Here is a 6,132-nt window from a genome sequence, read left to right on the forward strand (position 1 = left end):
GGAACTATTCGCTTAATAGCCCTGGGGGTTGGGTTCATGGAACGGGGCGGGATTTTTTATGGTTGTTATGGTATTAAAATTGCTTGACACAGGTCTTGGTTGATAGCGATTTTTTACCGGGCGGCAACGGCTGGTGAACCGCTTGGCTGCCTGCCGGCCGGGAAACTGTTATCATTTAAAATTTAAAAAACACCCAGGAGAGAGTGAATGCACAACGTCACGTTGATTAAAGGTGATGGGATTGGTCCTTCGATTATGGATGCCGCGGTAGCGGTCATCAATGCATCCGGCGCCAAAATAAACTGGCATGAAGCCGACGCCGGCATGTCCGCTTATGAAAAAACCGGTAATCCCTTGCCGGACGCCACCATGCAATCCATAGACGAAACCCGGGTCGCTTTCAAAGGACCGCTGACCACCATGGTGGGCGAGGGTTTCAGAAGTATCAACGTCGAATTGCGCAAAAAATACGATCTCTACGCCAACGTCCGCCCGGCCAAAAGCTGGCCCGGCGTCAAAACCCGTTACGACGATGTCGACATCGTGGTGGTGCGGGAAAACACCCAGGGTCTGTACGTGGGTCTGGAACATTATCTGACGCCGCAAAAAGACATCGCCGAAAGTTTGGCGGTGGTCACCAAGGACAGTTCCGAGCGTATCGTCGAATACGCTTTTAAATACGCCATCGATAACGACAGGCAAAAAGTGACGGTCTGCCACAAGGCCAATATTCTGAAATTTACCCAGGGCCTGTTTTTGAATACCGCCCGCGAAGTAGCCAAAAAATATCCGCAGATCGAGTTCGACGAAAAAATCATCGACGCCGCCTGCATGCACATGGTGATGAAACCCGAGCAATTCGACGTGGTGGTCACCACCAATATGTTCGGCGATATTTTGTCCGATTTGACCGCCGGACTGGTCGGCGGCCTGGGGCTGATTCCGGGCGCCAATATCGGCAGGGATGCGGCGTTGTTCGAAGCCGTGCACGGCAGCGCGCCCGATATCGCCGGCAAGAATATCGCCAATCCGACCGCGGTGATGATGGCCGGGGTGATGATGTTGACTCACTTGGGCGAACACGAGGCCGGCATGCGTATGCTGCATGCGATCGAAAAAGTGGTGAACGAGGGCAAATACGTCACGCCGGACCTGAATCCGCACAGCACCTGCGGTACCAAGGAAATGGGGCAGGCCATCGTCGATGCGATGGCGTAAGCTATTATCGGTTTAAGTGGGACTGCCAAGAATCGGAGGTTAGCATGAGTCTGCGGCAAAAGGTTCAAGATGCATGGGTCAGTATCGACGACTATCTTGCAGGCGAGTTGCTGAGCGATATTAAGCATGAATATATCGATGGCGCCGTGTATGCCATGTCCGGCGCCAGTCGAAATCATGAGCGGATTGCCGGTAATGTATTCGCGGAATTACGTTATCGATTGCGCGGAAAACCCTGTGAGGCGTTCAATTCGGATCTAAAAGTCAAAGTAGGAAATCACTTTTTTTATCCCGATGCGATGGTGGTTTGCGAAGAGAACCAGCCGCACGAATATTACAGCGAAGCCCCGACGTTGCTGGTTGAAGTGTTATCCAAATCCACGCGGCGCATGGACGAAACCCTTAAGCGGCGCCTTTACCAGAGTTTGCCCAGTTTGCAGGAATACGTGCTCATCGAGCAGGACATCGTCGATGTGGAAGTTTGCCGCCGCAGCGAAGGCTGGGTGTCCAATCATTATTTTCTCGGCGACGAGGTATTCTTCCAATCGGTGGATATAACGCTGACCGTGGCCGAGATTTACGAGCGGGTCGAAAACGAGGATGTGCGGGCATTTTTGCTGGAACAGCAATCGCTCCAGCGCGATAGCCACCCAATTTAAATTATTGTTGCCGGCCGCCATTCGAGTGGCCGTTATTTGCAGGATTAAGCTTATGTTAGAACAATACCGAAAACACGTAGCCGAACGGGCCGCCGAAGGCATCGTTCCCAAACCTCTGGATGCCGGGCAAGTCTCCGCGCTGGTGGAATTACTGAAACAGCCGCCGGCTGGCGAAGATGCATTTCTGCTGGATTTATTGGCTAACCGGGTGCCGGCCGGCGTGGATGAAGCCGCCTATGTCAAGGCCGCCTTTTTGGCCGATGTGGCCAAGGGCGCGGCGGTATCGCCCATCGTATCGCCGCAAAAAGCCACCGAATTGTTGGGTACCATGCTGGGCGGTTACAACATCGCGCCCTTGATCGAATTGTTGGATAACGGCGCGCTGGCCGCCACGGCCGCCGCCGCCCTGTCGCACATTTTACTGATTTTCGACGCCTTCCACGACGTAGAGGAAAAGGCCGAGGCCGGTAATGTTTACGCCAAGCAAGTCCTGCAATCCTGGGCCGACGCGGAATGGTTTACCGCCAAGCCGCCAGTGCCGGAGAAACTGACCGTGACGGTGTTCAAGGTCAGCGGCGAAACCAATACCGACGACCTGTCGCCGGCGCCGGATGCCTGGTCGCGGCCGGATATTCCGCTGCACGCCAAGGCCATGCTGAAAATGCCGCGCGAAGGCATCGCCAACGCCGAACAACAGATCGCCGAACTGAAAGCCAAGGGCTTTCCGGTGGCCTATGTCGGCGATGTGGTCGGCACCGGCTCGTCGCGCAAATCCGCCACCAATTCGGTGCTGTGGTTCATGGGCGACGATATCCCCCATATTCCCAACAAACGCGCCGGCGGCGTCTGTATCGGCGGCAAGATCGCGCCTATCTTCTTCAATACCATGGAAGATTCAGGCGCCTTGCCGATCGAGTGCGACGTCAGCGCCATGCATATGGGCGATGTGATCGACATTTATCCCTATCTTGGCGTGGTCAAGCGCCACGGCAGCGACGAAACGGTTTGCGCGTTTCAACTCAAAACCGAGGTGATTCTGGACGAAGTGCGGGCCGGCGGACGGATCCCGCTGATCATCGGCCGCGGCCTGACTGATAGGGCGCGCAAGGCCCTGGGTTTGCCGGCCTCGACCGTGTTCCGCCATTTGGCGGCGGTGGCCGATACCGGTAAGGGCTACACGCTGGCGCAAAAAATGGTCGGTAAAGCCTGCGGCTTGCCGGGCGTGCGTCCCGGCAGTTATTGCGAACCGCGCATGACTACGGTCGGCTCGCAAGACACCACCGGGCCCATGACCCGCGACGAACTGAAAGACCTGGCCTGCCTGGGTTTTTCCGCCGATTTGGTATTGCAGTCGTTCTGCCATACCGCCGCTTATCCGAAGCCGGTCGATGTGAAAATGCAGCACACCCTGCCGGATTTCATCATGACCCGCGGCGGCGTCTCTTTGCGCCCCGGCGACGGCATCATTCATTCCTGGCTGAACCGCATGCTGCTGCCGGATACGGTCGGCACCGGCGGCGACTCGCATACGCGTTTCCCGATCGGCATTTCCTTTCCGGCCGGTTCCGGTCTGGTGGCGTTTGCCGCCGCCACCGGCGTGATGCCGCTGGATATGCCTGAATCGGTATTGGTGCGGTTTACCGGCAAAATGCAGCCTGGTATTACCTTGCGCGATCTGGTGAATGCGATTCCTTACGCGGCGATCCAGCGCGGTTTGCTGACCGTGGCCAAGCAGGGCAAGAAGAACGTGTTTTCCGGGCGGATTCTGGAAATCGAAGGCTTGCCGGATTTGAAAGTCGAACAGGCTTTCGAATTGTCCGACGCCTCGGCGGAACGCTCGGCCGGCGGTTGCACCATCAAACTGAATCAAGCACCTATCGCCGAATATCTCAATTCCAATATCACGCTGTTGAAATGGATGATAGCCGAGGGCTACGGCGATGTGCGCACCTTGCAGCGCCGGATCAAAGCCATGCGGGAATGGCTGGAAAACCCGCTGTTGATGGAGGCCGATAGCGATGCGGAATACGCCGAAATCATCGAAATCGACATGAACCAAGTCACCGAGCCGCTACTGGCCTGCCCGAACGACCCGGACGACATCAAACCCTTGTCCGAGGTGGCCGATACCAAAATCGACGAAGTGTTCATCGGTTCCTGCATGACCAATGTCGGCCATTTCAGGGCGGCGGGCAAGCTGCTGGAAAAAGCCGGCGCCTTGCCGACCCGGTTATGGGTGGCGCCGCCGACCAAGATGGACCAAAGCCAGTTGGTGGAAGAAGGCTATTACGGCACCTTCGGCAAAGTCGGTGCCCGCACTGAAATGCCGGGCTGTTCGCTGTGCATGGGCAATCAGGCGCGGGTGGCGGAAGGTTCGACCGTGGTATCCACGTCCACCCGTAATTTCCCGAATCGTCTGGGTAACGGCGCCAATGTCTATTTGGCCTCGGCGGAATTGGCGGCGGTTTGTTCCCTGTTGGGCAAAATACCCACCGTTGCGGAATACATGCAGTATGCGGCGACGATCGATGAAACCAGTGCCGATACTTACCGTTACCTGAATTTTAATCAAATCCCCAGTTTTCAGGAAAAGGCTGACCGGGTAGCTTAAAGATCATGAAAAAGCTTTCGCCGCTCCGGCATATGGATGCGAGCTTGGGGCGAGCAAGGCTGGTTTTTGATCGCGCACCTTTAGCGTAACGTTCAAAGTTCGGTTCCGGCCAGGCGCCGGGGCCGGGCAGATTTTCAGATTGCTGCTAACCTTAATACATCAGTAATTTCTGTCGAGACTGAACATTGGACGAAGATATCACAGCCGACTTGCGGGTCCTGCAAAGCCATTTAGACGGCATGCTGAACCGGGTACAACATAACAGCCTGACCTTAAAACGCCTGCAAGTCTTCGAAATGCGGCTGTTGGGGCTCAGTTCGTTGACCGAGATGATCGATTACATACTGGACGAAAGCAAATCCCTGTTCGATCTGGAAATCGTCAGCCTGTTTTTGTTCGATCCTAGCCGGGAAATAGCGGCTTACCTGGACAGCGACCAGTATCCCTACCAAAACCGTAAAGGACTTGCGCTGGTCAACGACGACGGCCTGTTCAAAAAATTTTTCGACCATACCCAGCGGCCGCTGCTGGGCATCTATCATCCGGAAAACTATGAGCAATTTTTCCCCGGCGAGACGGAAAGACCGTCGTCGGTGATTCTGGCGCCTTTGGCGCGGCGCGGCAAATATCTGGGTTCCCTGAATTTGGGCAGTTTTCGCCAGGACCGCTTCATACGCACCATGGCCACGGACTTTATCGAACACCTGGCTTCGGTATTGAGCATCTGTTTGGAAAACACCCTGAATTTCGAGACCATGCGCCGCACCAGCCTGATCGACCCCTTAACCGGCGTCAATAACCGGCGTTTTTTGGAACAACGTATCGACGAAGAGATAGACCGCAGCCTGCGCAACCGGCAGCCGTTGTCGTGCCTGTTTCTGGACATCGATTATTTCAAACGCATTAACGACAACTTCGGCCATCAAGCCGGCGACCACGTGTTGGCGCTGGTCGCCGCCGCAATCAAAAAACAGCTGCGCAGCAACGACGTGTTGTCGCGTTTCGGCGGGGAGGAGTTCGTGGCCTTGCTGTCGGGCAGCGGCGAGACTATTTCCGGGGAAATCGCCGAGCGGATCCGCGCCAGTATTTCCGCGTTGAGCATCGAATTCGCCGGCCGGAGCATTCCGGTCACCATTTCCATCGGCGTGGCGACCTTCGATGCCAAACTAAGCCAAAAAAACAGCGTTTCCGAAACCGCCGGCCGCTTGATTCAGGCCGCGGATGCGGCCTTATACAAAGCCAAACACAACGGCAGAAACCGGGTGGAAAGTAGCGGGATTATTTTGGAAAAATTGCAGCTGCAACAGGCTTGATTTTCAACATTCGATCAGATTAACCGCCAAGCCGCCGCGCGAGGTTTCCTTGTATTTGGTTTTCATATCGGCGCCTGTTTCGCGCATGGTCTTGATGACTTTATCCAGCGATACGAAATGGCTGCCGTCGCCGCGCAAGGCGATGCGGGCGGCATTGATGGCCTTGACCGCGCCCATGGCGTTACGTTCTATGCACGGCACCTGCACCAAGCCGCCGACCGGATCGCAGGTCAGGCCTAGATTGTGTTCCATGCCGATTTCCGCCGCGTTTTCCACCTGTGCCGGCGTGCCGCCCAACACTTCCGCCAGCGCGCCGGCCGCCATCGAACAG

At 56.1% G+C, this 6,132-nt stretch carries 5 protein-coding genes; 4 read left to right on the forward strand and 1 reads right to left on the reverse strand.

The features are described from left to right. Positions 1-207: 207 nt before the first annotated feature. From NP596_RS04410 to NP596_RS04425, 4 genes are all read left to right on the forward strand, one after another. The gene (locus tag NP596_RS04410) at positions 208-1,218 is read left to right on the forward strand and encodes an isocitrate/isopropylmalate dehydrogenase family protein (RefSeq protein WP_256614041.1); all 1,011 of its coding nucleotides are present in this window, start codon (positions 208-210) and stop codon (positions 1,216-1,218) included. A 44-nt stretch (positions 1,219-1,262) separates the two neighbouring features. Continuing rightward, positions 1,263-1,877, forward strand: a complete 615-nt coding sequence (locus NP596_RS04415; protein ID WP_256614043.1) for a Uma2 family endonuclease — start codon at positions 1,263-1,265, stop codon at positions 1,875-1,877. Between the two features lie 52 nt (positions 1,878-1,929). Further along, a complete protein-coding gene (acnB, locus tag NP596_RS04420; protein ID WP_256614046.1) occupies positions 1,930-4,488 on the forward strand; it encodes a bifunctional aconitate hydratase 2/2-methylisocitrate dehydratase in 2,559 nt (852 codons plus the stop codon). 185 nt (positions 4,489-4,673) lie between these two features. Continuing rightward, positions 4,674-5,801 carry a GGDEF domain-containing protein gene (locus NP596_RS04425; protein ID WP_256614048.1) on the forward strand — a complete coding sequence of 376 codons (1,128 nt, stop codon included), beginning with the start codon at positions 4,674-4,676 and terminating at the stop codon, positions 5,799-5,801. A 3-nt stretch (positions 5,802-5,804) separates the two neighbouring features. On the opposite strand, the gene NP596_RS04430 is transcribed toward NP596_RS04425, so the two are convergent. Next, the coding region (locus NP596_RS04430) for an L-serine ammonia-lyase, iron-sulfur-dependent, subunit alpha (protein ID WP_256614049.1) at positions 5,805-6,132 on the reverse strand (328 nt) is incomplete at its 5' end.

The sequence above is a fragment of the Methylomonas rivi genome (assembly GCF_024505165.1).
In the GTDB taxonomy this organism is placed as follows: Bacteria; Pseudomonadota; Gammaproteobacteria; order Methylococcales; family Methylomonadaceae; genus Methylomonas; species Methylomonas rivi.